Origin of the sequence: Mycobacterium sp. 1165178.9 (assembly GCF_001673555.1) — a bacterium.
Taxonomy (GTDB): Bacteria; Actinomycetota; Actinomycetes; order Mycobacteriales; family Mycobacteriaceae; genus Mycobacterium.
In genome coordinates this window covers 1-26715 of the sequence record NZ_LZMB01000430.1, presented here as the reverse complement: position 1 = coordinate 26715, position 26715 = coordinate 1, and the positions used below count along the sequence as shown (strand labels likewise).

Sequence of the window (26715 nt, the reverse complement as noted above, 5' to 3'; positions counted from 1 at the left end):
CCGGACCCCAAGGGGGCCAAGTTCGGCCGCGACGCCAACGGTGAACTCGACGGCACCGCCGAGGAGACCGGCGCGGTGTTCCAGCTGCTGGCCGGGGCCATCGACTTCGGCGATTACCCGCAGATGCTGCTCGCCGAGTGCGCCCGGCTCAACCGCGCCGGTCTCCTCGGCGGTGCCGTCGAGTTCACCGTTGGCGTCGCGGCCGAACTTGGCCCCCTTGGGGTCCGGGGTGTCACGGTTGAGCCCATGAAGCTTGGCGGCGCTTGAGTTGAAGTAGGCCTTGTGCCCCGAGTTGTGGATGATCACCAACGGGCTGCCGGGCGCGATGTCGTCGAGCCAGCTCAGCGTTGGTTCCGGAAGGCCCCTCTGCAGCAGCGGATCCCAGCCGTTGAGAAAGGCGCCGTCGGATCCCCGCCGGGCGACCTCGGAGTGGATCGCCGCGACGACGTCGTCGGCGCCGCGCATGGTGACCGGCCGAATGTCGACGAGGCGGTCCGACAGGGCGACCGCCTCCATCAGCGGATGCCCGTGTGCCTCAACGAAGCCCGGCATGACACAGCCGTCGCCGACATCGACGGTCCGGGTGCCGGGGCCGACCAATTCGGCGACCTCGGTGCGGGTGCCGACGGCGATGATCCTGCCGTCGGCGACGGCAAGCGCCTCGGCCGTGGGCCGTGCCTCGTCGACGGTCAGGATGGTTCCGGTAACGACGAGATCTGCATCGGCCATGGGGAGGAATCGTACTGATTGCCGGTGTCGAACAGGGTGCGGCTGACCCAAATTGCAACACGTTCTAGTCTGGCTCATGAGTCGCGTCGGCGACGATGGGACCCCCAGCCGCGCAGCGGCGAGGGACGATGTGATGAGGAGGAGCGGCGCCATGACGGCCGACCTGTTGCGCAACCCGACCCATAACGGCCACCTGCTCGTGGGAGCGCTCAAGCGCCACCGGACCAAGCCGGTGCTTTTCCTCGGCGACACCACGCTGACCGGAGGTCAGATGGCTGAGCGGATCAGCCAGTACATCCAGGCGTTCGAGGCGCTGGGCGCGGGCACCGGCGTCGCGGTCGGCCTGCTGTCGCTCAACCGCCCCGAGGTGCTGTTGATCATCGGCGCCGGCCAGACCCGGGGCTACCGGCGAACCGCCCTGCATCCGCTGGGCTCGCTGGACGACCACGCCTACGTGCTCAACGACGCCGGCATCAGCTCGCTGATCATCGACCCCAACCCGATGTTCGTCGAGCGGGCGCTGGCGCTGCTGGAGAAGGTGCCCGGGCTCAAGCAGATCCTCACCATCGGCCCGGTGCCCGACGCACTGAGCGGCGTCGCGGTCGACCTGGCGGCCGAGGCGGCCAAGTACGACCCGCAGCCACTGACCGCCGCGGACCTCCCGCCGGATCAGGTCATCGGCCTCACCTACACCGGGGGCACCACCGGCAAGCCCAAGGGCGTGATGGGCACCGCGGCGTCGATCTCCTCGATGACCCAAATCCAGCTCTCGGAATGGGAATGGCCGGAGAACCCGCGGTTCCTGATGATCACCCCGCTGTCGCACGCCGGGGCCGCGTATTTCCTGCCCACCCTGATCAAAGGCGGCGAGATGCACGTGCTGCCCAAGTTCGACCCCGCCGAGGTGCTGAAAACCATTGAGGAGAAGCGCATTACGGCCACCTTCCTGGTGCCGTCGATGCTGTATGCGCTGATGGACCACCCGGACTCGCACACCCGTGACCTGTCGTCGCTGGAGACCGTCTACTACGGCGCCTCGGCGATCAACCCGGTGCGGCTGGCCGAGGCGATCCGCCGGTTCGGCCAGATCTTCGCCCAGAACTACGGCCAGTCCGAAGCACCGATGGCCATCACCTATCTGGCCAAGGGCGAGCACGACGAGAAGCGGCTGACATCCTGCGGGCGTCCGACGCTGTTCGCGCGGGTGGCGCTGCTGGGCGAGGACGGCAAGCCGGTGCCGCAGGGCGAGCCGGGCGAGATCTGCGTCAGCGGACCGCTGCTGGCCGGCGGCTACTGGAACTTACCTGACGAGACGTCGAAGACTTTTAAGGACGGCTGGCTGCACACCGGCGACATGGCCCGTGAGGACGAAGACGGCTTCTACTTCATCGTCGACCGGGTCAAGGACATGATCGTCACCGGCGGCTTCAACGTGTTCCCGCGCGAGGTCGAGGACGTCGTCGCCGAGCACCCGGCCATCGCCCAGGTGTGCGTGGTCGGGGCGCCGGACGAGAAGTGGGGCGAGGCCGTCACCGCGGTGGTCGTGCTGCGCTCCGATGCGCCCCGCGATGACACGGCGATCGAGAAGATGACCGCCGAGATCCAGGCCGCGGTCAAGGACCGCAAGGGTTCGGTGCAGTCGCCCAAGCGCGTGGTGCTCGCCGACTCGCTGCCGTTGACGGGCCTGGGCAAGCCGGACAAGAAGGCCGTGCGGGCGCAGTTCTGGGAGGGCGCCGCGCGCTCCGTGGGCTGAGGTTTGCCTTCGCCGAGCGCCCGGCTGGCCGGGCACTCGCGGCCCAGTGCCCGGCTGGCCGGGCGTTCGGCGGGTTGAGCTCAGGGAGCCGATACCCCCGCGACCAGCAGGTCGAGCATGCGCGCGGTCTGCTCCGGCGAACCGCTGACGAGAAGGATGCCGATAAGGCTGGAAACCACGTCGTCGGCCTGCACGTCGGCACGCAGAGTCGCGTCATCCCCGCCGGCCCGCAACAACGTCTCCACGGCGCCCACGATGCTGTCGCGGGTGTGGCTCGGCACAAGAGCGCCCGAGTCGAAAATCGCGTGTAAGGACTCGGCCATTCCGCGCTTGGCGGCCACGAAGCTTGCGTAGCGGTCCATCCACCGTCGCAGCGCAACCTTGGGCGGATGCAGCGTGAGCAGCTGCTTGGCCGCCGCGGCCACGTCAGCGAGCTCGGCGCGGTAGATCGCCTCGACGAGGGCCTCGCGGTTAGGGAAGTGGCGGTACAGAGTGCCGATGCCCACCCCCGCTTCGCGAGCGATGGACTCGAGCGGCACCGACCCACCATGCGCCGTGAAAGCGGCAGTGGCCGCCTGCAGCAACCGTTCGCGATTGCGACGGGCATCCGATCGTCCAACCAAAGCGGAGGCTCCTCCGTTTCTGCTACGCTAACACAAGCGGAGGACCCTCCGCATTCTCCAGTGTCTCACGATCAAGGGAGCACCAATGAGCCACAAGCCACGCCTCGGCGGCGCCGGCAGCATCGGCACCAACACCGTTGCCCGCGTCGGGTATGGCGCTATGCAATTGTTCGAGACATCGCCTGATGATGCGGCCATGGTCCTGCGCCGCGCTATCGAGCTGGGCGTCAACCACATCGACACCGCATCGTTCTACGGGCCCGGAGAGGTGAACCGTCGGATTCGCGCGGCGCTGTCGCCCTACGCCGACGACCTCGTCATCGTCAGCAAGGTCGGTGCGCGCTACACCGGCGAAGAGCCGATTCCCCTCGCGCCCGCGCAGCGACCCGCGGAGCTGCGCGCCGCCGTGGAAGACGACCTGCGCCAGCTCGGCCTGGACCGCGTCCCGGTGGTCAATCTGCGGCGCATGGATCTGGGCCCCGGTATGGCCGCCGAGGGCGACCAGATCGTCGACCTCGACGACCAGCTGGCCGAGATGATCGCGCTGCGCGACGAGGGCAAGATCGGCGGGATCGGCGTCAGCAGCGTGCCGCTCGACGTGCTGCGGCGGGCGCTGCCCGCGGGCATCGCCTGCGTGCAGAACGCTTACAGCCTGCTGGACCGCTCCCAGGAAGAGGTTGTCGAGGCCTGCCTGGCCGAAGGCATCGCCTGGGTGCCGTACTTCCCGCTGGGGTCGGCGTTCCCGGGTTTCCCCAAGGTCGCCGACAACGCCGCGGTCGTCGAGATCGCCGGTGAAATCGGCGCGACACCGTCCCAGGTCGGGTTGGCCTGGCTGCTGGCTCACGCGCCCAACACGCTGCTGATTCCGGGAACGCGCTCGATCGCCCACCTCGAGGAGAACATCGGCGCGGGGGACGTCACGCTGAGCGCCGACGCCATCGCGCGGCTGGACGCCGTCACCGAACCGGGGACCGACCCGTGGGCAGACGGCGTCGAACGCTTCTTGGAGGCGCCGCAGAGCTGACTACTGTGGCAGGCATGGCAGAAGCTGACGGGCTCAAACCGCCCTGGTGGCTGAAGCCGGCCAACAAGGTCTTCATCCGGATGACGCGGCTCGGCTTGAGCTTCGGCGGTGAAAGTCCTGTGGTGTTGACCGTGCCGGGCCGCAAGTCCGGAACGCCCCGGTCGACGCCGGTGACGCCCATGACGGTGGACGGCAAACGCTATGTGGTGGGTGGATTTCCGGGCGCGGATTGGATCCGGAACGTTCGCGCGGCCGACTATGCGACGCTGGCTCGCGGCCGGGACTCCGAGCGGGTGCGCATGGTGGAGCTGTCCGCCGACGCGGCGCGCCCGCTCTTGCGGGCGTTTCCCACCGAGGTGCCCACCGGCGTCGGCTTCATGAAACGCTCTGGGTTGGTCAAGGACGGACGCCCCGAGGAGTTCGAGGCGCTGGCCGGCGTGTGTCCGGTATTCCGGCTGGACCCGGCATAGGAGTTCGAACAGATTGAGTGACAACCCCTTTGATGCGCAGGTATGGCGTCCGGTCGACGGGTTCGGCGACCTGACCGACATCACCTATCACCGGCACGTCGATGATCCCACGGTACGGGTGGCGTTCGACCGGCCCGAGGTGCGCAACGCGTTCCGGCCGCACACCGTCGACGAGCTCTACTGGGTGCTCGACCACGCCAGGATGTCCCCCGACGTCGGCGTGGTGTTGCTGACCGGCAATGGACCATCGCCCAAGGACGGCGGCTGGGCGTTCTGCTCCGGCGGCGATCAGCGCATCCGGGGACGCAGCGGCTATCAGTACGCGAGCGGCGACACCGCCGACACCGTCGACACCGCCCGCGCCGGCCGGTTACACATCCTCGAGGTGCAGCGGCTGATCCGGTTCATGCCCAAGGTGGTGATCTGCCTGGTCAACGGGTGGGCGGCCGGCGGGGGGCACAGCCTGCACGTGGTATGCGACCTCACCCTGGCCAGCCGCGAGCACGCCCGCTTCAAGCAGACCGACGCCGACGTCGGAAGCTTCGACGGCGGCTACGGCAGCGCCTACCTGGCCCGCCAGGTCGGCCAGAAGTTCGCTCGGGAGATCTTCTTTCTGGGCCGGCCCTACAGCGCCGAGCAGATGCACCGCATGGGCGCGGTCAACGCGGTCGTCGACCATGCGGAGCTCGAATCCGAGGCCATTCAGTGGGCACGCGAGATCAACGCCAAATCGCCGCAGGCACAACGCATGCTGAAGTTCGCGTTCAACCTGCTCGACGACGGCCTGGTGGGCCAGCAGCTGTTCGCCGGCGAGGCCACCCGGCTGGCGTACATGACCGATGAAGCCGTCGAGGGCCGCGACGCCTTCCTGGAGAAGCGTGATCCGGACTGGAGCCGGTTCCCCCGCTACTTCTAGCGGCGGGCCCGCCGGGGCCACCGCCTAGACTCCCGTCACGTGAGCAAGAGTCCCCTCCGCCGGATCGCCGACCAGATCTCCCTGACGATCATGCGACCGCCCATGGCGCCGCAGGTACTTGTCAACCGGCCGCTGATCAAGCCGATCGAACTGGCCGGCAAGCGCATCCTGCTGACCGGAGCGTCATCGGGCATCGGCGAGGCCGCGGCCGAACAGTTCGCCCGAGCGGGCGCCACAGTAGTGGCCGTTGCCCGTCGTCAGGATCTGCTGGAAGCCCTGGCCGGCCGGATCACGGCCGCGGGCGGTGAGGCCATATCGATTCCGTGCGACGTCTCGAATCTGGACGCCGTCGACACGCTGGTCGCCGACGTCGAAGAACGTCTCGGCGGAATCGACATCCTGATCAACAATGCAGGCCGGTCCATCCGCCGGCCGCTGGCCGAATCGCTGGAACGCTGGCATGACGTCGAGCGGACCATGGTGCTCAACTACTATGCGCCGCTGCGGCTGGTCCGCGGCCTGGCGCCCGGCATGCTCGAGCGCGGCGACGGCCACATCATCAACGTCTCGACATGGGGAGTGATGTCGGAGGCCTCCCCGCTGTTCTCGGTGTACAACGCCTCGAAGGCCGCGCTGTCAACGGTGAGCCGGGTCATCGAAACCGAATGGGGCAGCAAGGGAGTGCATTCGACGACGCTGTACTACCCGCTGGTCGCCACCCCGATGATCGCGCCGACCAAGGCCTACCAGGGAGTGGCCGCGTTGACGTCGGAGGAGGCCGCCGAGTGGATGCTCACCGCGGCCCGCACCCGGCCGGTGCGCATCGCACCGCGGATCGCGATCGCCGGTCGGGCGCTGGACATCGTCGGCCCGCGCTGGGTCAACGCCATGATGCAGCGCCAAAGCATCCAGCCCAACCGCACCGGCAGTGGCTGACCCGTACTGTCGCGAGTAACGTCAAACTCGCTCAATTTCAGGAGTTTGCTATGGCTGACGTTTGGGCCACCATCGCGGCCGAGCGCGGCGCGCTAGCCGACGACCTCGCCGACCTGACCCCTGCGCAATGGGATACGCCGTCGCTCTGTGCGGGCTGGACGGTCCGTGACATCGTCGCGCATTTGTCGGCGACCGCCTCACTGAAGCCGGCCACGTTTTTCCTTGGGATTTCGAAGGCCAAGTTCAACTTCGACAAGTTCGCCAACGACCAGATCGCCAAGCACCGGGGAGCCGACCCGGCCGCGACCTTGGCCGAGTTTCGGGGGCTGCAGAATTCCACCTCCGCACCGCCGGGCCCCAAAACCTCCTGGTTGGGTGAGGTGGTGGTGCATGGCGCCGACGCTCGCCGCCCGTTGGGCATCTCGCACACCTACCCGCCCGACGCCGTCCGTCAGGCGATCGACTTCTACAAAGGCTCCAACATGCTGCTCGGCTCCAAGAACCGCGTCGCTGGACTGGCGCTGTCTGCCACCGACGACGACTGGCACCACGGAGAGGGCGAAGCGGTCGAGGGCCCGCTGCTGTCACTTCTGCTCGCCATGACCGGCCGGGCCGCCGCTTGCGACGACCTCGTCGGCCCCGGCGTGGCGACGCTTCGCAGCCGATGCGCCCCGGCCTGCTAGAGACGTGCTAGACACGATTCCATGGAGATCCTGGCCAGCCGGATGCTGCTGCGACCATCGGACTATCAGCGATCGCTAGCCTTCTACCGCGACGAGATCGGGCTGGCTATTTGGCGCGACTACGGCGCTGGCACAGTCTTTTTCGCGGGCCAGTGCTTGCTGGAGCTGGCCGGTCACGGCGCGCCCGACGCCTCCCAGGCCGCGTTCCCCGGAGCGTTGTGGCTACAGGTCCGCGACATCGAGGCCACCCAAGCTGAATTGTCGGGCCGCGGGGTGCCGATCGCGCGCGAGGCCCGCCGGGAACCATGGGGCTTGAAAGAGATGCAAGTGACCGATCCGGATGGGCTGACGCTCATCTTCGTCGAGGTGCCGCCGGAGCACCCGCTACGGCGCGACACCCGGGGTGAACAACAGGGAAACGCCGGTTAACTGAGAGGTAACATCTGGCGACGGTTCAAGGTACACCCGCGTTTCGGCCCCCGCATCATTCGACAATGGAAACCTCCTACCACCAGAATCAGGCGCTGTGAACATCCAATTGTTCCTCTTGATCATCGTCGTAATCACAGCACTGGCTTTCGATTTCACCAACGGCTTCCATGACACGGGCAACGCGATGGCGACCTCGATTGCCAGCGGTGCGCTCAAGCCCAAAGCAGCGGTCGCGCTGTCCGCGGTACTGAACCTCGTGGGCGCGTTCATGTCCACCGCCGTCGCCGCGACGATCGCCAAGGGCTTGATCGACGGGCACATCGTGACGCTGGAGCTGGTGTTCGCCGGCCTCGTCGGCGGCATCGTGTGGAACCTGCTGACCTGGCTTCTCGGTATCCCCTCGAGTTCGTCGCACGCCCTGATCGGCGGCATCGTCGGCGCCACCATCGCCGCCGTCGGCGGGCACGGGGTGATCTGGAAAGGCCTGGTGTCCCACGTACTCATCCCGGCCGTGGTGGCCGCGATCCTGGCCATCGCCGTAGGCGCGATCGCGACCTGGCTCGTGTACCGGATCACCCGCGGTCTGGAGACCGGTCGCACCGAGGCCGGGTTCCGCTACGGCCAGTGGGGCTCGGCGTCGCTGGTTTCGCTGGCGCACGGGACCGGCGACGCGCAGAAGACGATGGGCATCATCTTCCTGGCGCTGATGTCCTACGGCTCGATCAGCAAAAGCGAGGCCATGCCGCCGCTATGGGTCATCGTCGCTTGCGCGTTGTCCATGGCCGCGGGCACCTACCTGGGTGGCTGGCGGATCATCCGAACCCTGGGCAAGGGACTGGTAGAGATCCAGTCGCCGCAAGGCATGGCCGCCGAGTCGTCCTCGGCCGCAGTCATCCTGCTGTCCACCCACTTCGGCTACGCGCTGTCGACGACCCAGGTCTGCACCGGTTCGGTGCTCGGCAGCGGGCTGGGCAAGCCCGGCGGCGAGGTCCGCTGGGGCGTGGCCGGTCGCATGGCGGTCGCATGGCTGGTCACGCTTCCGTTGGCCGGCGTGGTCGGGGCGGTGACCTACTGGATCGTCCACCTCATCGGTGGCTACCCGGGCGCGATCGTCGGTTTCGGGCTGCTGGTCGCGGTCTCGGCCGCCATCTACATCCGGTCGCGCCGGGTCAAGGTCGACCACAAGAACGTCAACGCCGAATGGAAGGGCGACCTGACCGCCGGACTCGAAGATGCAGACGATCAGCACCCGCCCGCGGGCGCCGGACCCACACCCGGCGGCACGTCCCCCCGGTACGACTCCGACGACCCCACGATTAAGGCGAACGCCTGATGAGTCACTTCAGCGACTGGTTCAACTACCAGGCCTCCCTCAAGATCCTGCTCTTCAGCATGCTGGCCGGTGCAGCATTGCCGGGGCTGTTTGCCCTGGGGCTCCGATTCCACGCGGTCGGCACCGGTCAGGCCGGCACCGATGGCAGTTCGCCACAGAGAAACCCGGCGCTGCTGGCGGTCGCGTACTTGATCTATGCGGTGGTGCTATTGGTGATCGCCTTCGCGCTGGCTTACATCTCGAGGGACTTCGTCGCGCATCACACCGGCTACCCATTCCTCGGGGCCAAAGCCAAGTAGCATCGATTGGTGCCCACCGATTTGCCCAGCCAAACACCGGGGGGTGTTGGAGCGTGAACGGATTTCTGAATTCGATCGTCTCGTGGCTGCGCGCGGGATACCCGGAAGGCGTGCCACCGACCGACACCTTCCCGGTGCTCGCGTTGCTGGCGCGCCGGTTATCCGGCGACGAAGCCAAGGCGGTGGCCTGTGAGCTGGTTCGCCGCGGCGAGTTCGACGACGTCGACATCGGCGTGCTGATCACCCAGATCACCGATGAGCTGCCGTCGCCCAGCGACGTCGAGCGGGTCCGGGTGCGGTTGGCGGCCCAGGGCTGGCCATTCGACGATGCCAACGAGGCCGGGGACCCGGCATAGCCGTACTGCGCGCGCTGCACGTCCCGCCTGGGTCGGCGGTCGCGTCGCTGCTACCCGCACTGGAACGCGTGCTGGACGGCCGCGAACCGGCACTGGTCGCCGTGTCCGCGGCCGACGATCGTGAGTCGGATGCGCTGCTGGCAGGTCTGCGCGTCGGGGAAGCCATCGACGACGACGTGGCCCTAGTCGCGGCGACATCGGGAACCACCGGGGTCCCCAAGGGGGCGTTGCTGACCGCCGCGGCCCTGACCGCGAGCGCGGCGGCCACGCATGACCGCCTCGGCGGGCCGGGCAGCTGGCTCCTCGCCTTGCCACCCCACCACATCGCGGGGGTCCAGGTGTTGGTGCGCAGCGTGCTCGCCGGCTCGGTACCGGTCGAGATGGATGTCTCCGCGGGGTTCAATATCGCCGAATTACCCAGTGCCATAAGCGCGTTGGGTCCGGGACGGCGATACACCTCGCTGGTGGCCGCGCAGTTGGCCAAGGCACTCGGCGACCCGGCGGCCGTGGCCGCCCTGGCCGAACTGGATGCCGTGCTGATCGGCGGCGGCCCCGCGCCGCGACCGGTTCTCGACGAGGCGGCCGCGGCGGGCATCACCCTGGTCCGCACCTACGGGATGAGCGAGACCGCCGGAGGGTGCGTGTACGACGGTGTGCCGCTGGACGGGGTGCGGCTGCGCACGGCCGAAGGGCGCATCGTCATCGGCGGCGCGACGCTGGCCAAGGGCTACCGCAACCCCGCCCACCCGGATCCGTTCGCCGAGCCGGGCTGGTTTGCCACCGACGATCTCGGCGCCGTCAGCGAAGCGGGCGTGCTGACCGTCCTGGGCCGCGCCGACGACGCGATCAGCACGGGCGGGTTGACGGTGCTGCCGCAGCCGGTCGAGGCGGCGCTGTGCAGTCATCCCGCCGTCAGCGAATGCGCGGTGTTCGGAGTGACCGACGACCGGCTGGGGCAGCGGGTGGTCGCCGCGATCGTGGTGCGCGACGGGTCGGCCGCGCCGACCCTGGACGCGCTGCGCGCGCAAGTGACGCGCACCTTGGACGCCACCGCCGCGCCGCGCGAGCTGCACATCGTCGACGCCCTGCCGCGTCGCGGCATCGGCAAGGTCGACCGGACGGCGTTGGTGCGCCGCTTCGCCGGCACGAGCGATCAATAGGCTGTTCGTCCGTGAGCATCGCTCGGCGAGTGGCAGCGCGGGAAGCGGTAGCGGTCACGGTCGGGGTGGTGCTGGTGGCGGCGGCGTTCGTGCTGCCGCGGATGCACTCAGGCGTGCGCCCGCGTCTTGATGTCGGCACCGAGAAGTTCGCCACCCACGCCGGCTCCGCGCCGATTTTCGGCGAATGGTTGATCCACGCCGGCTGGGGAACGGGGCCCGCGATTGCCATCGCGATCGCCGTCGTGGCGTGGGGGCCCGTTCTGGCGCAACGCCTTTCGTGGCGGGCCTTGACGCTGGGCAGCTGGGCGACCGCGTGTGGATGGGCGTTCGCGCTGGCGATGATCGACGGCTGGCAGCGTGGCTTCGCCGGCCGGCTGACCACCCGGGACGAGTACCTGTGGCAGGTGCCGGGCATCACCGACATCGGCGCGACGGTGCGCACGTTTGCGAGCCGGATCGTGGACTACCAGCCCAACTCGTGGACGACGCATGTGTCGGGGCATCCGCCCGGCGCGCTGCTGACGTTCGTCTGGCTGGACCGGCTCGGCCTGCACGGCGGCGCCTGGGCCGGCCTGCTGTGCTTGCTGGCCGGCTCGAGCGCGGCGGCCGCGGTCGTGATCGCCGTGCGTGCGCTGGCCGACGAACAGACCGCGCGGCGAGCCGCCCCGTTTGTCGCCCTGGCGCCGACCGCGATCTGGGTGGCCGTCTCCGCCGACGGATACTTCGCCGGGGTCGCGGCGTGGGGCATCGCGCTGCTGGCCGGGGCGGTGCACCGCCCGGTCCGTTTCCCCGCGCTGACGGCGGCGGCCGCGGGCCTGCTGCTGGGCTGGGGTGTGTTCTGCAACTACGGCCTGATGCTGATGGGGCTGCCGGCGCTGGCGGTGCTGGCCTCCGCCCGGCAGCCCTCGGGCGACCGCTTGGCGGACTGGCGAGCGATCCTGCGGGCCCTGGGCCCGGCGGCTCTGGCCGCGATCGCCGTGGCGGTGGCCTTCGCCATCGCGGGATTTTACTGGTTCGACGGCTACACCCTGGTGCAGCAACGCTATTGGCAGGGCATCGCCAAGTACCGCCCCTTCCAGTATTGGAGCTGGGCCAACCTGGCGTCCGTCGTGTGCGCGATCGGGTTGGGCGGCGTCGCCGGGATCAGCAGGGTATTCGACTGGCCCGCCATCCGTCGCCGCTCCGGCTTTCATTTGCTGCTGTTGAGCGTGCTGGCCGCCATCGTCTTCGCGGACCTGAGCATGCTGAGCAAGGCCGAGGTGGAACGCATCTGGCTGCCGTTCACCGTCTGGCTCACCGCGGCGGCCGCTCTGCTCCCGGCGCGGTCACACCGGATCTGGTTGGCACTCAACGCCCTCGGTGCGCTGGCGCTCAACTCGATCATCCTGACGCACTGGTAGCATTCCGAGCGTCTAGCGGACTACCCGTCGCCCTATGCAGCCCCCAGCGGTGGCAACGGAATCCAAGGGATATCCCACCAGGCGGGCGGGGGCGGCGGCTCGGTGGTCGGTTCGCCGACGTGTTGTGGACAATAGGCGCTGACGGCGCTGGTCGTGAAGCGGGTCGCGTCCGCGACGGTGAATCCGGCATTCTCCGACGACACACTCTGGATGACATCGGCCTGGGAGTGGCCCTGATCCATCAATTCGCAGGCCTTCTTGCCGACCCGAATTGCGACGGCGCCGTTCTTGTAAGGAACGCCGGCCTGATCGAGCTCCGCCAAGAAGTTCGCATCTGGGTTGCCGACGGGCTCGGCCTGTGCCGGCGTGGCCGCACCAATGACTGCGGCGAAGCTCGCCAGCACGAGAAGCATTCGCACCGCTTCATCCTTCTACAAACCGCCGGTGTTGTCCTGTCGGATCTCTAGAGGCCGGCGGCGCGGGTGACGCGCGCGAACCGGCTAGTGGGTGCGCAGGCTTCGCGCACCACCGCAACGTCGTCGACGAAGTCCACGTCGGCCAGCGTCTCGGTGGTCACCACGTCGATGCCGTTGTCGCGCAACGCCTTCCAGGTGAAATCTCCGGTGTCGGGCACGGACATCGGCACGGTGCGCAGGCACTGTGCCATCGCGGGCTCCGCGACGCCGAGCACCCACCAGCCGCCGTCCCGGGCCAGCCCCAGCACGGCCGGCGCCTCGAGCAGCCGGCGCGCGCAGCCGGTCAACAGGTCCACGCTCACCTGGGGGGTGTCCATCCCGATCTGCAGCACCGGAAGCCCGCGGGCCGCGTCGGCGTGCGCGTTGGCGAGCCGGGCCGCGAAATCCTCACCGCGCTGGGGAATCACGGTGAACGACGCCAGCCGCTGCCGGATTTCGGCGGCATTCGCCGCGGCGTCGAGGTCGCCGGTCAGGGCCACCACCCGCGCCGCCACCGGCGCGGCGGCCACAGCATCGAGCGTGTCGAGCAGTGCAGCGGCGGCGATTTCGGCGGCGACGCGGTCGCCGACGGTCCCCGCGAGCCGCGTCTTGGCGCGGCCCGGCTCGGGCGCCTTCGCGACCACCAGCAGGGTGACCGGAAGGACGCTCACGAAATCACTTTCCAGAAGTCCAGGATCGCGGTGATGCTGCCGCGCAGTGAACCGCTGACCTTCGACTTGCCGCCCGTCCGCGGGCCGTAGCTGATGTCGAGCTCGACCACGCGCCAGCCGGCGGCCGCGGCACGCACCAGCAATTCCAGCGGGTAACCGGATCGCCGGTCGGCGACGCCCAGCCCTAGCAGCGCCTCGCGCCGGGCGACTCGCATCGGCGCGATGTCGTGTACCGGCAGGCCGTGTCGGGTGCGCAGTCGCCAGCTCATGACCACAGTGCCCACCCTGGCCACCCACGGCCAGTGCAGCCCGGCTACCGGCCGGCGCCGGCCGGTCACCAGGTCGGCGCCGCGCTCCAGCTCGGCGACCAGCCGGGGCAGATCGGCACCGTCCATCGAGCCGTCGGCGTCGATCACCGCCACGATCGGGGTCGTCGCCGCCAGCACGCCCGCGTGGACGGCAGAGCCGTACCCGGCCCGCGGTTCGGCGACGACCTGGGCACCGTGGCGGCTTGCGACCCCGGCGGTGTCGTCGGTGCTGTTGTTGTCCACCACCAGGGCCCGATAGCCCGCGGGTATGGCGGTTAGCACCGCCGGCAGCGACTCCTCTTCGTTGAGGCAGGGCAGGACTACCGTGACCAGCCCGTCGCCGTCGGGCACGCTCAGAATCCGTGGTGTTGGTGGGGTTGCTGCGGGAACATCGGCTGCTGCTGCGTCGGCGGCGGCAGGGTCTGCTGGGTGTGCGGCGCGGTCGGGGGCTGGGTGGCCTGGGTGGGCGGCGAATACGTGCTCGGCGGCGGCGCCTGGGTGGCCTTGGTGCTCGGCGGCGAATACGTGCTCGGCGGCGGCGCCTGGGTGGCCTTGGTGCTCGGCGGCGAGACCGGCGTGGACGGCGTAACCGGCGTAACCGGTGTGGACGGCGTAACCGGTGTGGACGGCGTAACCGGCGTAACCGGTGTGGACGGCGTAACCGGCGTAACCGGCGTGACCGGCGTAACCGGCGTGACCGGCGTAACCGGCGTAACCGGCGTAACCGGCGTAACCGGCGTAACCGGCGTGGACGGCGGCGTAAACGGCGCTGACGTCGGCGGTGTCGGCCCCCACCCCGGGATCCAGATGGGAATCGGAATAGGAACCGGCACAATGGGATTGGGGCGAGGCGCCCAACCCGGATCGGGATTCGGCACCACACCGGGGTTGACCGGCGCCTCGGGAGCGGGACCGCTCGGCACACCGCCTCCCGACGGGGGCGCGACCTGCTGTGGCGCCGGGACGTAGCTGGGAGCCTCGACGATGCCGCCCTGGAATCCGGCATTGGGCGCATCGGGCGGGGGCGGCGGCAGCGGGGCCTGCTGCTGGCTCGGCAGGATCGGCATGAACTTGCCCGGGGTTCCGTTTTGGACCCCCACCACCGGCTGCTGGCTGGCGGTCGGGCGAACGGCGACCGCGATCGCGGTGGCCAGCGACGCCAATCCGATGACCGCGAAGGCGATGACGGCGTTGCCGATCACCAACGATCGCCGCGACAGCTTGGTCGGCTCGTCCTCGTCGGCGTCGCCGTACTCGTAGTCGTCCAATTCGGGGTCGTACTCATCGAATTCACCCGGGTACTGCTCGCCCTCATCGGCCATCGAATAGGCCAGCTGCTGGTCTTCGGCGTTCGGATCCGCGAACTCCGATGCCGGCACGAAGGCCGTCTCATCGCCGATCGGCCCCGTCGACGGCACCGCCGTGGTGGCGTCCCCGAACGCCGGCGCCATCGCGGTCTCATCGGCGGTCAGGCCTGCCGCCGGCACCATGGCCGTCGGGCCCCCCGCCTGCAGCGCCGCCGCCGTTGCGGCGGCGATCGCGGCGCCGCGGGCGAGCGCGAACGTGGGGTCCTCGGCGACCTGCACCCGCATGGTCGACCCGTCGCGAAGCTCGTCGGCGACCCTGTTCAGGTCGGGCGACGCACCGAGCAGATACACATCCTGCGGGCCGTCGGGGTGGTTGCCCAGGTTCGCCATCATCGTGTGGAACGCGGCCGTAGCATCGCCGCCCGATGCGCCGGCCAGCTGCTGGCTCGCCAGCACGGTCGGCGGCGCGTCCGGATCGCCGTCGCCCGGATCCACCATCGACAGCGTCGCGGTCGCGTCGTCCATCACCAACGCGGCGCCGGGCCGGCCGGCCGCGCGCATCAGGGCGGCCACCGCCTGAGACTCCGAGAGCACCGCGACGTTGTGGACGCCCGAATCCTCCAGCGCCCGCCGCAGCTGGTCGGCGGCGGGATGATCGGTCCAGCACAGGCGGGTACCGACCAGGTGGTGGTTCTCGCCGGCAAGCAGCCGATTCGTGCCGACCACGGTCTCGGTCAGCGTCCCGATCGGATTGTCGGCGAGGTCGACGACGGATTGGTCGATCACGTCGGTCCCCTGCGCGCCCGACCCGACCAGGGCCAAGCGCGCGACGGGTCCGGTGACCGCAACCCCCAAAACGACGTCCATCCCGGTTCTCCTTCGGCTGGCTACCCCGCAACCAGCAATGTCCCGGCATCATTACACTTGCGATACCGTTGGAGTATCAATCATTCAGGCGACAAGCTTCGTCTACTAGCGCAGCGTAACCAGCTTTTCGAACGACAGGACGATTGCCGCAAGATCATCTCCGCCCCAGCAGCCGGCCTGAGCCACTGCCACGGCATCCGAACGGAGAATATGTTCGCAAGCGAGCAGTGCATTTCGCCCGGCGGGGTAGTCCCCCGGCAATCACACCAAACTGCGCGAAGAATATCGGTCCTCGCATCCCGGGAGGCATGGTGAGCCAGAGCAGCGACGACGCGCCGACCGGGCCCATCCGCAGTCAGACCGAGCAGGCAGCGGCGCCGCGCATCATCCGCCCGCATGCCACCGGTGGCCCCGCATCGGCCGCCACGGGATCGAAGCGGTACCGCAACGTCAGCGACCTGACCGCGGTGGCACTGCTGATCCTCGCGGTGTTCTTGCCGTGGAACCTCTACTTCGGGGTCGGAATCCCGGACAGCAGCGCGACCGTGTTCGTGGTGCTGATCGCGGTGACAGTGCTGGCCGTCGTCGCCGTCGCGGTCGGCGGTTCCTGGCGATCTGCCGGCGCGCGTTTCAACCCCACGCGGGCCGCCCGACTCCGCCTGGCGCTCAACGTCCCCTACCTGCTGCTGGTGCTCGCCTTCGTCGTGTTCGACGCGTACGAGACCGTCCGTTTCGGTGGCACGGTCAACGTGCCGGGCGGTGTCGGGCCGGGAGCATGGGTCGGGGTCGCCGGCTCGCTGTTGAGCGCCCAGGCGTTGCCCACCGGCGCACTCGCCGGACCCGTTCCGGCGGGCGACGAGTCCACCGGGTGGCACAGGTCGGCGCGGATCGTCGGCTCGCTGTCGATGCTGGCCGCGGTGCTCAGCTTCGGGTTCAACCTGTACTGGCGGCTCCGGTACGCGCTGCAAAGCACCGGCGGCGCCGACCAATTCGGCAAGCAGAACATCTCCGTGATCGCGACCGCGGTGGTGTACGGCGTGGTGGCGCTGGTGGCCGTGCTGGTCGCCTCCAGGTGGCTGCTGCGCAACGCCCGGGACAGCCGGCTCACGATCGTCGCGCTCGGCGCATCGACGCTCGCCGCCGGGATCCTGGTGTGGCTCTTGCCCGCCGGTCGTGACATCGACGCGTTCCACGGCATCGCGCAGAACACGTCCACCGCCGGCGTGGGGTTCGAGGGCTACCTGGCGTGGGCGGCCGGCGCGGCGCTGTTCGCGCCGCGGGCGCTGTTCGGTCACCGGAACGCCTCGCCGACGGAGGAGTCCGCGTGGCGCGCGACGAGCCGAAATGGCTTGCTGCTCATCGCCGTTTGGTGCGTGGGATCGATAGCGATGCGGATCACCGACCTGGTTGTCGGCGTGATCCTCAACTATCCGTTCTCTCGGTATGACAGCATCGTGCTGGCCGCGTTCGATCTGGCCACCGCGATCCTGGCGCTCTGGCTGCGCCGCAGGCTGGCCGCCCTCTCGGCGAGGATGGTCACGTCGCTGTGCGGACTCGTCGCCACGCTGAGCGTTGCCCGCGTCGTCGTCGGCGTCGTGCTGGCGCCGCGGTTCGCGGACTCCCCGTATTCACCTGCGCTGCACCCGGTCTACGGCAACAACCTGGCCCAGCAGATCACCAGCGTTTTCGACGTGACGTTGTGCGGCCTGGCGCTGGGCATCCTGGTGGCGGCGATCATCGCCGGGCAGCTGAGCGGTAGGCGGCGGGCCAATCGCGCGGCCCGCAGGCGCGCGGCCGCCGCGAATGCGGCGGCACCCACCACCCGGGTGCCGGTGGGCCAGAGCGCCGCACCATCGGCCGCGGCGACCACCCGCATCCCCGCCGGCGTTCCCGGCGGGGACAACGAACCGGCGACCTCGGAGATACCTCCGCTGGCCAATGCCCCCCGGATTTTCCGCGGCGACGACTCCGGAACGCGTCAGATACCCGTGCAGAAGCCGCAGATCTACCGGCCCCCGCAGGGCTGACTCAGCGCAGGGGCGCGAACGCGAATTCGCGCAGCCCGTCACCCGGAGTGACGGTCGCACGGAAACCCAGCACGTCGGCGGCCCTCGACGGATCGGCGACGATGTGGCGCACGTCGCCGCTGCGATATTGCCCGGTGACCACCGGCGACAGCGAGCCGCCGCGCGCGTCGCACAGCGCCCCGGCCACATCCAGGATCGAAATGGGTTGGCCCGAGCAGACATTGACCGCGGTGAAACCCTCGCGCTGCTGGGTCGCCGCGACGTTGGCAGCGGCCACGTCGTCGACGTGGACGAAGTCGCGCATCTGCCCGCCATCCTCGAAAACCTTTGGTGATTCGCCGTTTTCCAGCGCCGACCGGAAGATCGCCGCGACCCCGGAGTAGGGGGTGTCGCGGGGCATGCCGGGGCCGTAGACGTTGTGGTAGCGCAGGGCCACCACCGAACCACCCGTGGCCTCCGACCATGCCAGCGCGTAATGCTCCTGGGCGGTCTTACTGGCCGCGTACAGGCTTCGTGGCCGCAGGCAGGCATCCTCGTCGACGAGGCGCCAGTGCAGTTCCTCGCCCCCGACCGGGCAGCGGTGCTCGAAGTTTCCCGCGTCGAGGTCGGCCCGGCGCCGGGGCAGCGGATCCACGGCCCCGTGTCGTTCGCAGTGATAGCTTCCCTGCCCGTACACCACCATCGACGAGGCCAGCACCAGGTGCCGCACCCCGGCGGCGAACATCTGCGCCAGCAGGACGGTGGTGGCCAGATCGTTGTGGCCACCGTAGGCCGGCGCGTCGGCGGCGTCCACGCCCGCGCCCACCATCGCCGCCTGATGGCACACCAGGTCCACGCCGGCCAACAGCGGGGCCAGTGCGTCGGCGTCGCGGATGTCGACGCGTTGACATCCCGGTGGCAGCACCGGGTTTGGGCCGTGCGCGGCAGGCAGCAGCGCGTCGACGGCGACCACCTCGTGACCCGCGGACCGCAGCGCGGCGTCCACCCGCGCACCGATGAAGCCGGCCGCACCGGTCAGCAGCACCCTCACGGCAGCTCGATGGGCAGGGTGACCCCGGCGTGCGGCAGGCAACGCGTACAGGTGCGGTCGGCGGCCATCCGGCCAATGGCCTGGCGGACCAGCGTCTTGAACATCTCGATGTTCTTCGCGAATTCGGCGAACACGTCGACGGTCTTGACGCCCTCGCCGGCGCTCACGCCGGCATCCAGGTCGGTCACCAAAGCAATTGCGGCATAACATATTTCGAGCTCACGAGCCAGCACTGCCTCCGGATAGCCGGTCATGTTGACCAGCGAGAACCCCGCTGAGGCGAACCACTGGCTTTCGGCGCGGGTGGAAAAGCGTGGGCCCTGGATCACCACCATGGTGCCGCCGTCGGTGACGTCGGGCAGGACGGTCACCGCGTCGCGCAGCGTCGGGCAGTACGGGTCGGCGAAGTCGACATGGATGCCGCCGGAGTCGAAATAGGTGTCGGCGCGGCCCCGGGTGCGGTCGACCAGCTGGTCGGGCACCACGACGGTGCCGGGGCCGAGTTCAGGTTTGAGGCTGCCGACCGCGCACGGCGCGAGCACCCGCCGCACGCCGAGCTTGCGCAGGGCCCACATGTTGGCGCGGTATGGCACGGTGTGCGCGGAGAATTCGTGCTCGGCGCCATGGCGCGGCAGGAAAGCCACCTCGTGGCCGCCGACGTCGCCCACGGTGACCGGGGCGCTCGGCGGCCCATACGGAGTGTCGACGGTGACGTCGCGGGAGTCGGATCCGAAAAAGGTGTAGAAGCCGCTGCCGCCGATGACTCCGAGCATCCGACCATTGTGGTGCATGGTGCCCAAGCGATCGCGGGTGCAGGGCCCGGGGAATGACGGCCCGCATGCTGGCAGGATGTTCGTGTGGCCAATTTCGGGCAGTGGATTTCCGGTGCGCGGCCGAGGACGTTGCCCAACGCGGTGGCGCCGGTTGTCGCGGGAACCGGTGCCGCAGCATGGCTGCACTCCGCGGTGTGGTGGAAGGCGCTGCTGGCGCTTGCCGTCGCGCTCGCAATGATCATCGGCGTCAACTACGCCAACGACTACTCCGATGGCATCCGCGGTACCGACGACGTCCGGGCCGGCCCGGTGCGCCTGGTCGGCTCGCGGCTGGCGGCGCCGCGGGCGGTGCTGGCCGCCGCGATCGCCAGCCTCACGGTCGGCGCGCTCGCCGGGCTCGCGCTGGCGCTGTTCAGCGCCCCCTGGCTGATCGCGCTGGGAGCGGCCTGCATCGCCGGGGCATGGCTGTACACCGGCGGGTCGAAACCGTACGGGTACGCGGGTTTTGGCGAGATCGCGGTGTTCCTGTTCTTCGGACTCGTCGCGGTATTGGGCACCCAGTACACCCAGGCGCTGCGCGTGGACTGGGTGGGCCTGCTCCTGGCCGTGTCGATCGGGGCGTTGTCCTCCTCGGTGCTGGTGGCCAACAACCTGCGGGACATCCCGACCGATGCGCGCTCGGGAAAGATCACCCTGGCGGTGCGCCTGGGCGATGCGCGCACCCGGATCCTGTACCAGGCGCTGCTGGGGACCGCCGGAGTGCTGACCCTGGTGCTCATGCTGGCGACACCCTGGTGCGCGGTCGGATTGGTGGCCACCCCGCTGGCCCTGCGCGCGGCGGCCCCGGTGCGAAACGGCCGCGGGGGTCCCGAGCTCATCGGAGTGCTGCGCGATACGGGGCTGGCGATGGTGGTCTGGGCGATCGCGGTGGCGGCGGCGCTGGCGCTGGTTCACTGAGCGCTGAACGGGGGTATCGATCGTGCGGGCAAAGGTTTCCGGTGGCAGGCCGGTGGGGTACCTTTGCGTCTGCTGGGGCGATAGCAAAGGACCGCGATGAAGCAGATTGCCGCGACCAGCGGGCCCAAGAACATCGGCTTACTCAGCGTCGGGTCGTACCGCCCGGAGCGGGTGGTCACCAACGACGAGCTCTGCGAGAACATCGACTCTTCCGACGAGTGGATCTACTCCCGGACCGGCATCAAGACGCGCCGATTCGCCGCCCGCGAGGAATCCGCCGCGTCCATGGCGACCGCGGCCGGGCAGGAGGCGATCGGCAAAGCGTCGCTCACCGCGGCCGACATCGACTGCGTGATCGTCGCCACCAGCACGCACTTCCTGCAGACCCCCGCCTGTGCCCCATCGGTGGCGGCGGCGTTGGGCGCCACCGGCGTGCCGGCGTTCGACGTCTCGGCGGGGTGCGCCGGCTTCGGCTACGCGCTGGGTGTGGCGGCCGACATGATCCGGGGCGGCACCGCCGCCAAGGTGCTGGTGATGGGTTCGGAGAAACTGTCCCCGACCGTGGACATGCACGACCGCACCAACTGCTTCATTTTCGCCGACGGCGCTGCTGGCGTGGTGGTGGGCGAGACGCCGGACCAGGGCATCGGCCCGACCGTCTGGGGCAGTGACGGCGCACAGGCCACGGCCATCCGCCAGGACATCGACTGGATCGACTACATGGACCACCCGACGGGCCCGCGCCCCTTCCTGCGACTCGAGGGCAGCGCGGTGTTTCGTTGGGCGGCATTCGAGATGGGTAAGGTCGGCCGGCAGGCCATGGACGCTGCGGGCGTCCGGGCCGATGAGATCGACGTGTTCCTGCCGCATCAGGCCAACAGCCGGATCAACGAGGTGCTGGCCAAGGGCCTCGAGCTGCGCCCGGATGCGGTCGTCGCCAACGACATCGAGCACACCGGAAACACCTCGGCGGCGTCCATCCCGCTGGCGATGGCCGAAGTGCTGGCGAGCGGAGCGGCCAAGGCCGGCGATTTGGCCCTGCTGCTCGGCTACGGCGCCGGCCTGAGCTATGCCGCACAGGTCGTGCGGCTGCCGAGCGGCTAGCCGCGCCCTGATTCTTGGCCGCCCTCGTCCGGCGTGGCCTCCCCGTCCAGTCGGGCTTGCAGCAGTTCGCGCTCCCGGCGCCGTCGTTCCCCGGCGATCGCCAGCGCGGCGGTGGCGCGGCGGCGCAGCGGGGCGAACACCAACATGCCCAGGGGCATCGCGATGATCAGGGCGAAGAGCACCGCTACCACGATCGGGAACTGCGTGATGCCCGCCAAGCGCGCGACACCGTAGATCACTCCGGTGAGCACGACCGCCAGCAGCAGCCGCGCCGTCACGTACGCCGCCACATGGACGGCGGCGTGGCTTCCGTCCTGGTGCGCCGTTCCCTCGTTCGCGCCGTGGTCCTGCATGCCGCCGGTGCTGTCGTCGCTAGCTTCTTGTGACACAGGGTGAGCCTACGGCGCGGGTATATTCGCCCCAAGGAGGTGTTGTGTGCTCTACCTGCTGCTCGTCGTGATTTTGGGGACGCTGATCTACGTCGGCTGGCGCGCGGCGCGGTCGCAGACCCACCGGCCGAAGACGCGCGTCATCGGGCCCGACGACGATCCAGATTTCTTGCGGCGGTTGGGTCGTGGCGATTAACGATCCGCGCTAGCTCGATGGCGGCGGCGCTAGCCAAGGACTCCCGGATTGTGCGGGTCGCCGGGGAACCCGTCGGCGACGATGGCGGCCAGCTCAGTGAGCGCTTCGCGTGTCCCGCGCCGTAATCGATCCAGTTCGATCTCGGCGCCCTCTTCCAGGTGCGGGTCGAAGGGCACCAGCTGCACCGCGCGGCAGCGCCGGGAGAAGTGGTCGATCACCTTGTTCATGTCGACCTTGCCCGGGCGTGGTTTGACCCCGTTGATGACCGCGATGGAATTGCGAACCAGGTCCTCGCGGCCATGGGCGTCCAGCCAGTCGAGCGTCGCCGAGGCGCTGCGCGCGCCGTCGATGGACGCCGAGCTGACTACGACGAGCGCGTCGGCCTTCTCCAGCACCGAGCTCATTACCGAGTGCAGCAGTCCGGGCCCGCAGTCGGTCAGCACCAGGCCGTAGAACCGTTCCAGGATGTCCAGGACCCGCACGTAGTCGTCGGCGCCGAACGCGTCCGAGATGCCGGGATCCGTTTCGGATGCCAACACCTCCAGGCCGCTCGGCCCCTTGGAGGTGTAGCGGCGCACGTCGCTGTAGCGCTCGATGGTTCCCGCATCGTGCAGCAGCTGCCGCACCGTCGCGGCCGTCTCCAGCGGGATCTTCTGGCTCAACGTGCCGCGATCGGGGTTGGCGTCAACGGCGACCACGCGGTCGCCGCGGATGGAGGCGAAGGTGGCGCCCAGCGTCGCGGCGATCGTGGTCTTGCCGACGCCGCCCTTCAACGACAGGAAGGCCACCCGGTAGGAACCCCGCAACGGCCGGTTCACCTGGGCGACCAGGTTGTTGTACCGCGTGGCCCGGGGGCTCTCGCCCAAGTTGATCAGCCCGCCGGACAGCTTGAACAGCAGCCGCCGCCATCCGTCCGACGGCGGCGGCGCGACCGGCCGCAGCAGCATGCCGGTGGAGAGTTCCGGATACGGCGTGTGCGGCAGATGCTCGGGGCGCTGCGGCGCCCCCTGGATCTGCGTGGGCGGCGCGTCCGGACCGGTGTAGTAGGCGCCATACGCCGTCGGATCGACTCGCGGGATGCCGGTCACCGGCGTGGAGTCCCAAGGCGGCATCCCACCCGGCCTGGGCGCCGCGGGCGGTGCGGCCTGCTGGCGTTCGGGACCGGGAACGCGGCGTTCGGTGCGGAAACCGGCGAAGGCGCGAGTCGGGGCGTCACCGCCCGACTCGGCCTGGGGTTCGGCGCCCTCGTGCTGGGCCGCCGCCGACGCTGTTTGTGGGGGTATCTGCGTGGTCGGTTGGTCGGGCGCCCCCACGCCCGACGTTGGATGCTCGGTCACTGCACTCCCCTTTGCTGTGCGTTATTCAGCGTGCTGTGCGTAATTTGGGCCGGTTAGCACCGTCACCCGACGCCCGCATAAGAATGCAGGCCCACAGTGACCAGGTTAACGAAGAACAAGTTGAAGACCATGGCCACAAAGCCCGCGACATTGATCCAGGCGGCCTTCCTGTCCCGCCATCCCGCCGTCGACCTGGCGTGCAGGTACGCGGCGTAAATCACCCAGGCGACAAAAGACACAGTCTCTTTGGGATCCCAGCCCCAATATCTGCCCCAGGCTTCCTCGGCCCAGATGGCACCGAAAATGACGCCGAAACCGAACACCGGGAAGGCGAAAATCGTAGTTCGATAGGCGATGCGGTCCAGGGTCTGCGCATCCGGGAACCGCTGCACCAGCCGACTCAGCGCGCTGCGCTCGGTGCGGTCGGGCTCTGCCAGCGGAGACGTCCGCAGCAGAAACAGGATGCTGGCGATGCCGGCGACCAGGAACACCCCCGATCCCAGGCTGACCACCGACACATGGATGGGCAGCCAGTAGGACTGCAGCGCGGGCATCACCGGCGCGGCGTTCGTGTAGAGCCAGCGACCGGACACGGTGAGCAGGATCAACACCGGCAGCAGCAAAAACACCCACAGCGGCCGGTATTGCGGGCGGCGCAGCACCACCGCCCCGGCGATCAACCCGCACAGGCAGGTCAGGTTGATGAACTCGTACATGTTGCCCCACGGCACCCGCAGGGTGGCCAGGCCGCGCAGCACCAGGCAGGCCAGCAGCAGCCCGATGCCCAGGTACACCACGGACAGCCCGGCCCGGCCGACGCGCTCGTCGATCGGGCGTTGGGCGGTCTCGTCCACCACGCCGGGGGTGACGGAGTCGGCGCTGACGGCGCCGGCCAACACCCGGGCGCGCTGATCGGCGCGGCGCCCGCCGGCGTAGGCCAGCTCGAAGGCCAGCAACAGCAGCGCGATCACCAGGGCCACGACCGCCGACGTGAACGCCCAGTCGGAGTAGCGCGCCAGCTCGACGTTGACGTGCACCGTATTCATTTGACGTCCACCTCAGAACTCCTCTTGGACGCTGCGGGTGTCGCGTCGCCGTCGGACGCGGTGGGTGGCTCGGCGCGAGCGAGGCCGGAGACCAGCCGGTCGGACAGTCGTTCGAACTCGTCGCCCCAACCGGAATTGTCGGTGCGCGCGAGGCCGCCCAGTTCGACGTTCACCGTACCGGGCGACCCGCCGGCGTCGGGCGTCAGACGGACCCACACCCGGCGGCGGCGCACCAACAGCGACACCACCAGGCCGCCCATCATCGTGATCGCGAAGACCAGCACCCAGGTCTGGCCCGGGTCGTGCGAGACCTGCAGGTTGACGAACGGGACGGCGCCGTCGAAGCGGATCGCGGTGCCGGCCGCCGGCCCCTGATCGATCCGGACCGATTGGCCCGCACGCAGATTGACCCGCTTCTCCTTGGTCAACCGGTGCTGTTCGATCAGGCGGGGATCCAGGGTGAACAGCGACTGGGGCCGCCCGGTGTCGAGCCCGGTGTCACCGCGATAGATGTCGACGGCCACCGCCGGGGCGTCCAACGCCGGGAACCGCGAGGACAACAGCGTGCCCTCCAGCTGCTCGGTCGGGGCCAGGAGGCCCTGGATGGCGATCTCGTGGCTGCGGCGCTCCGCTGGGTTGGGATAGCTGCCCGCGGGCGGGTCGATGCGCACCACACCCGACGACAGCAGGGTTTGCGGATTGTCCGGCCGCCACTGCACCGTCGCCGTGCGGATCTGCCCGTCCGGGAAGGTGACGCTGAAGGTGGGCGCGTAGCCGTGTCCCTGCAGGTACACCCGGTCACCGCCGAGCCGCAGCGGGTGGTTGACCTCCAGCTGGTAGTGGCGCCAGGTGTTCGCGGTCAGATCCTGGCCGGCCTGGTAGTCGATCTTCGCCGCGAACGACGTCGCCTGCCCCGACGGCAGGTAGTGCGCCACAAAGTCGTCGACCTTCAGGCATAGCGGGTGCAACGACGTGCCGTCGACGGTGTTGCCGGCCCGGAACGAGTCGAACGCGGCCGGCGAGGCCGAACAGAAGCCGGGGCCGCCGTCGGCGATGACGATGACGTTGCCCTCGTAGCCGAACAGCTTGCCGACGGCCACCGCGACCAGCAGGCCCAGCAGCGAGAAGTGGAAGACGATGTTGCCGAACTCGCGCAGGTAACCCTTCTCGGCGGACACCTCCACCACGTCGGAACCGGCGGACTCGGCACCGTCCCGGTGCCGAATGGCGGTGCGCCATCCGCGCAGCCGCGCGGCCAGCGTGTTCGCCAGGGCGTTCAGCTCGTCGGTTCCGACCTGGATCTGGTGACTGGTGTACTTGGGCAGCCGCGTCAGGTTGCGCGGCGCGGCCACCGGGGTGGAGCGCAGGCTGCGGACGTGCTCGATCATCCGCGGGGTGAGGCAGCCGACCAGCGATACGAACAGCAGCACGTAGATGGCGGTGAACCAGAAGCTGGAGAACACGTTGAAGGCCTGCACCCGATCCAGCCACGGTCCGATCACCGGGTGGGCCTTGAGGTAGTCGTCGACCTTGGCGGTATTGAGGCTGCGCTGCGGCAGCAAGGCCCCCGGAATCGCGCCGAGCGCGAGCAGGAACAACAGCACCAGCGCGGTGCCCATCGAGGTCAGCGCGCGCCAGGTGTTACGGCTCTTTTGAACAAGCCCTGCGAGGAATTGCCTCAGATCGGCAACCTCACGTCGGACACGAGCGCGTCGCGCAGCCACGCGATGAAGTCGTTCCAGACCCCGGTGACCAGCAGCGCGCCAACCGCGACCAGCAGAATGCCGCCGAAGATCTGGATGGCCCGGGCGTGCCGGCGCAGCCATCCCAGCCCCCCCACCGCGCCGGCCGAGCCGAATGCCAGCAGTACGAACGGGATGCCCAGACCCAGGCAGTAGGCGATCACCAGCACGATGCCGCGGGCCACACTCGCGCCGTCGGTCGCCGAGGCGACGGTGATCACGCCGGCCAGCGTCGGCCCCAGGCACGGCGTCCAGCCCAACGCGAACACCGCGCCCAGCACCGGCGCCCCGGCGACCGTGGTCAGCTGGCGCGGACTGAACCGGGCCTGGCGCTGCAGGGCCGGGGGAGTGCTGACCATCGTCATGGGCTTGGTGTTCGTGGGCCTCATCCC

General features: G+C 69.3%; 29 protein-coding genes. 16 read left to right on the top strand and 13 right to left on the bottom strand.

The genetic code is table 11. The annotated features are described in order from the left end of the window. The coding region (locus tag A5652_RS18790; RefSeq protein WP_156745414.1) for an amidohydrolase family protein at window positions 1–729 on the bottom strand (729 nt) is incomplete at its 3' end. Window positions 730–805: 76 nt separating this feature from the next. Between A5652_RS18790 and fadD8 the strand changes: the two genes are divergently transcribed. Continuing rightward, window positions 806–2482 carry a fatty-acid--CoA ligase FadD8 gene (fadD8, locus tag A5652_RS18785; RefSeq protein WP_369805825.1) on the top strand — a complete coding sequence of 559 codons (1677 nt, stop codon included), beginning with the start codon at window positions 806–808 and terminating at the stop codon, window positions 2480–2482. A gap of 80 nt (window positions 2483–2562) precedes the next feature. Here the strand turns inward: fadD8 and A5652_RS18780 are convergent, their stop codons facing one another. Continuing rightward, entirely contained in the window at window positions 2563–3105 is a 543-nt protein-coding gene (locus A5652_RS18780; RefSeq protein ID WP_067354828.1) for a TetR/AcrR family transcriptional regulator, read from the bottom strand. 85 nt (window positions 3106–3190) lie between these two features. Between A5652_RS18780 and A5652_RS18775 the strand changes: the two genes are divergently transcribed. The 11 genes from A5652_RS18775 to A5652_RS18725 all read left to right on the top strand — a co-directional run bounded on the left by A5652_RS18775 (window position 3191) and on the right by A5652_RS18725 (window position 12114). Then, window positions 3191–4129: an aldo/keto reductase gene (locus tag A5652_RS18775; RefSeq protein ID WP_067354825.1), complete on the top strand. Its 939-nt coding sequence runs from the start codon at window positions 3191–3193 to the stop codon at window positions 4127–4129. 14 nt (window positions 4130–4143) lie between these two features. Continuing rightward, on the top strand, window positions 4144–4599 hold the full coding sequence (locus A5652_RS18770) for a nitroreductase family deazaflavin-dependent oxidoreductase (RefSeq protein ID WP_067354823.1): 456 nt from the start codon (window positions 4144–4146) through the stop codon (window positions 4597–4599). A 13-nt stretch (window positions 4600–4612) separates the two neighbouring features. Then, entirely contained in the window at window positions 4613–5515 is a 903-nt protein-coding gene (locus A5652_RS18765; RefSeq protein ID WP_067354821.1) for a 1,4-dihydroxy-2-naphthoyl-CoA synthase, read from the top strand. Between the two features lie 39 nt (window positions 5516–5554). Beyond that, window positions 5555–6451 carry an SDR family oxidoreductase gene (locus tag A5652_RS18760; RefSeq protein ID WP_067354814.1) on the top strand — a complete coding sequence of 299 codons (897 nt, stop codon included), beginning with the start codon at window positions 5555–5557 and terminating at the stop codon, window positions 6449–6451. A gap of 50 nt (window positions 6452–6501) precedes the next feature. Continuing rightward, a complete protein-coding gene (locus tag A5652_RS18755) occupies window positions 6502–7134 on the top strand; it encodes a maleylpyruvate isomerase family mycothiol-dependent enzyme (protein WP_067354811.1) in 633 nt (210 codons plus the stop codon). 21 nt (window positions 7135–7155) lie between these two features. Next, on the top strand, window positions 7156–7563 hold the full coding sequence (locus tag A5652_RS18750; protein ID WP_067354805.1) for a VOC family protein: 408 nt from the start codon (window positions 7156–7158) through the stop codon (window positions 7561–7563). A gap of 97 nt (window positions 7564–7660) precedes the next feature. Next, window positions 7661–8899 (top strand): inorganic phosphate transporter, encoded by a 1239-nt coding sequence (locus A5652_RS18745; RefSeq protein ID WP_067354803.1) that lies wholly within the window; start codon window positions 7661–7663, stop codon window positions 8897–8899. Next, a complete protein-coding gene (locus A5652_RS18740) occupies window positions 8899–9198 on the top strand; it encodes a hypothetical protein (protein ID WP_067354801.1) in 300 nt (99 codons plus the stop codon). Before A5652_RS18745 ends, A5652_RS18740 begins: the two co-directional genes overlap by 1 nt. Window positions 9199–9251: 53 nt before the next feature. Next, window positions 9252–9554, top strand: a complete 303-nt coding sequence (locus A5652_RS18735) for a DUF3349 domain-containing protein (RefSeq protein WP_067354797.1) — start codon at window positions 9252–9254, stop codon at window positions 9552–9554. A 68-nt stretch (window positions 9555–9622) separates the two neighbouring features. Next, complete coding sequence (menE, locus tag A5652_RS18730) at window positions 9623–10714, top strand: o-succinylbenzoate--CoA ligase (protein WP_067354795.1); 1092 nt, start codon at window positions 9623–9625, stop codon at window positions 10712–10714. Window positions 10715–10743: 29 nt separating this feature from the next. Further along, complete coding sequence (locus tag A5652_RS18725; protein ID WP_369805826.1) at window positions 10744–12114, top strand: hypothetical protein; 1371 nt, start codon at window positions 10744–10746, stop codon at window positions 12112–12114. 32 nt (window positions 12115–12146) lie between these two features. On the opposite strand, the gene A5652_RS18720 is transcribed toward A5652_RS18725, so the two are convergent. Genes A5652_RS18720 through A5652_RS18705 form a run of 4 tightly spaced genes read right to left on the bottom strand, consistent with a single transcriptional unit; the run spans window position 12147 to window position 15722 of the window. Then, window positions 12147–12527 carry a DUF732 domain-containing protein gene (locus tag A5652_RS18720; RefSeq protein WP_067354793.1) on the bottom strand — a complete coding sequence of 127 codons (381 nt, stop codon included), beginning with the start codon at window positions 12525–12527 and terminating at the stop codon, window positions 12147–12149. A gap of 50 nt (window positions 12528–12577) precedes the next feature. Beyond that, window positions 12578–13240: a DUF2064 domain-containing protein gene (locus tag A5652_RS18715; protein ID WP_067354791.1), complete on the bottom strand. Its 663-nt coding sequence runs from the start codon at window positions 13238–13240 to the stop codon at window positions 12578–12580. Further along, window positions 13237–13899, bottom strand: coding sequence for a glycosyltransferase family 2 protein (locus A5652_RS18710; protein ID WP_067354789.1), 663 nt, complete (start codon window positions 13897–13899; stop codon window positions 13237–13239). The genes A5652_RS18715 and A5652_RS18710 overlap by 4 nt, the downstream gene beginning before the upstream one ends. Before the next feature lie 2 nt (window positions 13900–13901). After that, the gene (locus A5652_RS18705; RefSeq protein WP_067354781.1) at window positions 13902–15722 is read right to left on the bottom strand and encodes a hypothetical protein; all 1821 of its coding nucleotides are present in this window, start codon (window positions 15720–15722) and stop codon (window positions 13902–13904) included. Between the two features lie 308 nt (window positions 15723–16030). Between A5652_RS18705 and A5652_RS18700 the strand changes: the two genes are divergently transcribed. After that, window positions 16031–17749, top strand: a complete 1719-nt coding sequence (locus tag A5652_RS18700; protein WP_067354776.1) for a hypothetical protein — start codon at window positions 16031–16033, stop codon at window positions 17747–17749. Between the two features lies 1 nt (window position 17750). Here the strand turns inward: A5652_RS18700 and A5652_RS18695 are convergent, their stop codons facing one another. Together A5652_RS18695 and A5652_RS18690 are read right to left on the bottom strand one after the other, a co-directional pair. Further along, window positions 17751–18779 (bottom strand): NAD(P)-dependent oxidoreductase, encoded by a 1029-nt coding sequence (locus A5652_RS18695; protein ID WP_067354773.1) that lies wholly within the window; start codon window positions 18777–18779, stop codon window positions 17751–17753. After that, window positions 18776–19552, bottom strand: coding sequence for an S-methyl-5'-thioadenosine phosphorylase (locus A5652_RS18690; RefSeq protein ID WP_232001241.1), 777 nt, complete (start codon window positions 19550–19552; stop codon window positions 18776–18778). The genes A5652_RS18695 and A5652_RS18690 overlap by 4 nt, the downstream gene beginning before the upstream one ends. Window positions 19553–19636: 84 nt before the next feature. Here A5652_RS18690 and A5652_RS18685 point away from each other — a divergent pair, with 84 nt between their 5' ends. After that, window positions 19637–20509, top strand: coding sequence for a 1,4-dihydroxy-2-naphthoate polyprenyltransferase (locus tag A5652_RS18685; RefSeq protein ID WP_067354768.1), 873 nt, complete (start codon window positions 19637–19639; stop codon window positions 20507–20509). Window positions 20510–20605: 96 nt separating this feature from the next. Beyond that, the gene (locus tag A5652_RS18680; protein ID WP_067354762.1) at window positions 20606–21613 is read left to right on the top strand and encodes a beta-ketoacyl-ACP synthase III; all 1008 of its coding nucleotides are present in this window, start codon (window positions 20606–20608) and stop codon (window positions 21611–21613) included. Here A5652_RS18680 and A5652_RS18675 read toward each other — a convergent pair. Next, window positions 21610–21966 carry a DUF4229 domain-containing protein gene (locus A5652_RS18675; protein WP_067354759.1) on the bottom strand — a complete coding sequence of 119 codons (357 nt, stop codon included), beginning with the start codon at window positions 21964–21966 and terminating at the stop codon, window positions 21610–21612. The two genes, A5652_RS18680 and A5652_RS18675, sit on opposite strands and share 4 nt — an antisense overlap. Window positions 21967–22048: 82 nt before the next feature. On the opposite strand from A5652_RS18675, the gene A5652_RS27730 reads away from it, so the two are divergent. Then, complete coding sequence (locus tag A5652_RS27730) at window positions 22049–22198, top strand: hypothetical protein (protein ID WP_156745412.1); 150 nt, start codon at window positions 22049–22051, stop codon at window positions 22196–22198. A gap of 29 nt (window positions 22199–22227) precedes the next feature. On the opposite strand, the gene A5652_RS18670 is transcribed toward A5652_RS27730, so the two are convergent. From A5652_RS18670 to A5652_RS18655, 4 genes are all read right to left on the bottom strand, one after another. After that, entirely contained in the window at window positions 22228–23535 is a 1308-nt protein-coding gene (locus A5652_RS18670) for a MinD/ParA family protein (RefSeq protein WP_067354756.1), read from the bottom strand. 62 nt (window positions 23536–23597) lie between these two features. Continuing rightward, a complete protein-coding gene (gene ccsB / locus A5652_RS18665; protein ID WP_067354754.1) occupies window positions 23598–24581 on the bottom strand; it encodes a c-type cytochrome biogenesis protein CcsB in 984 nt (327 codons plus the stop codon). After that, the gene (locus tag A5652_RS18660; protein WP_067354752.1) at window positions 24578–26200 is read right to left on the bottom strand and encodes a cytochrome c biogenesis protein ResB; all 1623 of its coding nucleotides are present in this window, start codon (window positions 26198–26200) and stop codon (window positions 24578–24580) included. The genes ccsB and A5652_RS18660 overlap by 4 nt, the downstream gene beginning before the upstream one ends. A gap of 59 nt (window positions 26201–26259) precedes the next feature. Further along, window positions 26260–26715, bottom strand: a 456-nt coding sequence (locus A5652_RS18655; RefSeq protein WP_197513963.1) for a cytochrome c biogenesis CcdA family protein, incomplete at its 5' end; no start/stop codon positions are given.